1 pseudogene is annotated in these 2,831 nt (G+C 44.0%); it reads right to left on the reverse strand.

What is annotated here, in order from left to right:
* Positions 1-773 precede the first annotated feature (773 nt).
* A pseudogene (locus BV372_RS19295) lies at positions 774-2,831 on the reverse strand (PD40 domain-containing protein); the annotation flags it as partial.

The raw sequence follows: 2,831 nt of genomic DNA on the forward strand, positions 1-2,831 counted from the left end.
TATTGACGCTTACACCCAACAAATTTGGGCTTTATCTTCTTAAGTTGACACCAATGGGCAATGCCTTGCCCCTACGCGAAATATATATGTATTAGTGTTTAATAAAATGGTATGAGAACCCAACAAACTCTGCGATAAAGTTGGATGTTGCTACCTTTCTGGTGTCTAAATTCAACTATCCAATTTGATTTGAGAACAAATGCGTAGGCGTAGCCCGCCGTAGGCATCACAAAAAACAAGAAAGCGTAGCTGCACAGCAGCGTGTTGTCAGACATCACACTTTTTGAGCAAGTAATCAGCCCAAAAACTTGCGGAAAACACCAAAATGAGTGCGTGATTTACCGAAATGAGTAAGCGATAAGGCTTTTTACCTGCGGAAAACACTAAAATGAGTGCGTGATTTACCAAAATGAGTAAGCGATAAGGCTTTTTAAGTAGGTGAAATGACTTTTGGCTTGCGGAAAACACCAAAATGAGTAGGTGAAATGGCTTTTTGAGTAGATGAAATGGCTTTTTGGGTAGGTGAAATGGCTTTTTGCCTACTTGAAACAGCTAAATGAGAAAGTTACAAGCCTTTTTGTTTACTCAAAATATAAAAATGACTAGCTAATTTATGGAAATTGTAAAGTGCGATGTCTACGAAAAGCTCGCCTAAGCTCAAAAGGAGAAATTTAAAAGTAAATGTAGTAAATCTAGGGTGTGTTGTCGCGCAGCGCAACGCACCGACGCATCATCAACGATTCAAGGTGCGTTAGCCTACGGCATAACACACCCTACTGCTGGCGTAGCTTCTGCAACTCTTCCTCTGTAAACGGATTCTTACCAGCACTGAGGGCATTAACCCAACCTTGGCGTTGTGATTTCTGCTCAGAATTAATATTAGACGATTGGATAAACGCTTGGAAATCTTCAATAGCGCCTTTAGTATCGCCAGTAAGTGCCCTAGCAAGACCACGACTATCTCGGATACCTCCATCCTTAGGTGCAAGAGTAACGGCTTTTTCACAAGCAAACATGAAATTAGCTGCATAACGATACAAGCTAGCATCCCAACACAGTCTACTCCAAGAGTCAGCAGAGATTTCTAGGTTTGGGTTAAGTTTTTTAGCTTTAGCATAAGCTGAAATAGCTTTTTTCAAATCATCTTGACTTGCTAGTTCATCTTTCAAGAGGGTATCTAATTCTGAGATTGCAAGCTTTCTGGCAAATGCTTCTGGATTATTGTCTAAGGCTGTTGTTTTTGGCTCAAGGTCGATGTTAGGAGTTAACTGCTGTGCTTTTTTGAACTTAGCAACTGCACCCTGAATATCAATTTGTTTCGCCAATTCTTTGCCTTGAAAAATTAAGTTTAGAGTTTCTGTTTTCGTCTCTGGATTAATATCTAATTCAGGGTTCCATTCCTTGGCTTGTTTAAATTTAGCAACTGCTTTCTCAACTTCACCTGTGCCGGCTAACTTCTCACCTTGGGTAACCAAAGTTGTAGCTACGCATGGCTGTAGTTCAGCTAAAGTCTCAGGATGATTAGGCAGATAATCTTGCAGCCAATTGCACCCCAAAATCAGAAGATTCTCTAAATCCAAATTCCAGAGTTTGATGCTCTTGTCATCACTGGCGGAAGCAATCGTCTTGCCATCGGGTGAGAAGCTGACGCTATTCACCGAATCGCTATGCCCAGTCAAGGTTTTAAGTTCTTTGCCATCGAGATTCCAGAGTTTGATGCTCTTGTCATCACTGGCGGAAGCAATTGTCTTGCCATCGGGTGAGAAGCTGACGCTATTCACCGAATCGCTATGCCCAGTCAAGGTTTTAAGTTCTTTGCCATCGAGATTCCAGAGTTTGATGCTCTTGTCAGCACTAGCGGAAGCAATCGTCTTGCCATCGGGTGAGAAGCTGATGCTATGAACCGAACCGCTATGTCCAGTCAAGGGTTTGAGTTCCTGCCCATTAAGACTCCAGAGTTTAATGGTTCCGTTAGCACTGGCAGAGGCAATCGTCTTACCGTTGGAGGAGAAACTGACGCTCAAAAAAGAATCACTATGCCCAGTAAAGGTTTTGAGGAGCGAGCCTTCTAAACTCCAGAGTTTGATGGTTCCATCAGTACTGGCAGAGGCAATCATCTTGCTGTCTGGGGAAAAGCTGACACTAGAAACTGAATCAGTATGCCCAGTGAAGGTTTTGAGGAGCTTGCCTCCCAAACTCCAGAGTTTGATGGTCTTGTCATTACTAGCGGAGGCAAGAGTTTTGCCGTCGGGGGAGAAGCTGACGCTATTCACCGAATTGCTATGCCCAGTGAAAGTTTTGAAGAGCTTTCCATCCAAACTCCAGAGTTTGATGGTCTTGTCAAGACTGGCGGAGGCAATTATCTTGTCGTCGGGGGAGAAGCTGGCACTATTAACTGAACTACTATGCCCAGTGAAAGTTTTGAGGAGCTTTCCATCCAAACTCCAGAGTTTGATGGTCTTGTCAAGACTGGCGGAGGCCATGATCTGGCCGTCAGGGGAGAAGCTGACGCTATAAACCCAATCACTATGCCCAGTGAAAGTTTTGAGGAGCTTTCCATCCAAACTCCAAAGTTTGATTGTGTTGTCACGGCTTGCGGAGGCGATGGTCTTGCCGTCGGTGGAGAAGCTAGCGCTATTCACCGAATTGCTATGCCCAGTGAAAGTTTTGAGGAGCTTTCCATCCAAACTCCAGAGTTTGACTGTGTTGTCAAGACTGGCGCAGGTGATGGTCTTGCCGTCGGGGGAGAAGCTGACGCTATTCATTGAATCGCTATGACCAGTGAAAGTTTTGAGGAGCTTTCCATCCAAACTCCAGAGTTTGATGGTTGT

It is taken from the genome of Nostoc sp. T09 (assembly GCF_002154695.1).
Lineage (GTDB): Bacteria > Cyanobacteriota > Cyanobacteriia > Cyanobacteriales > Nostocaceae > Aulosira.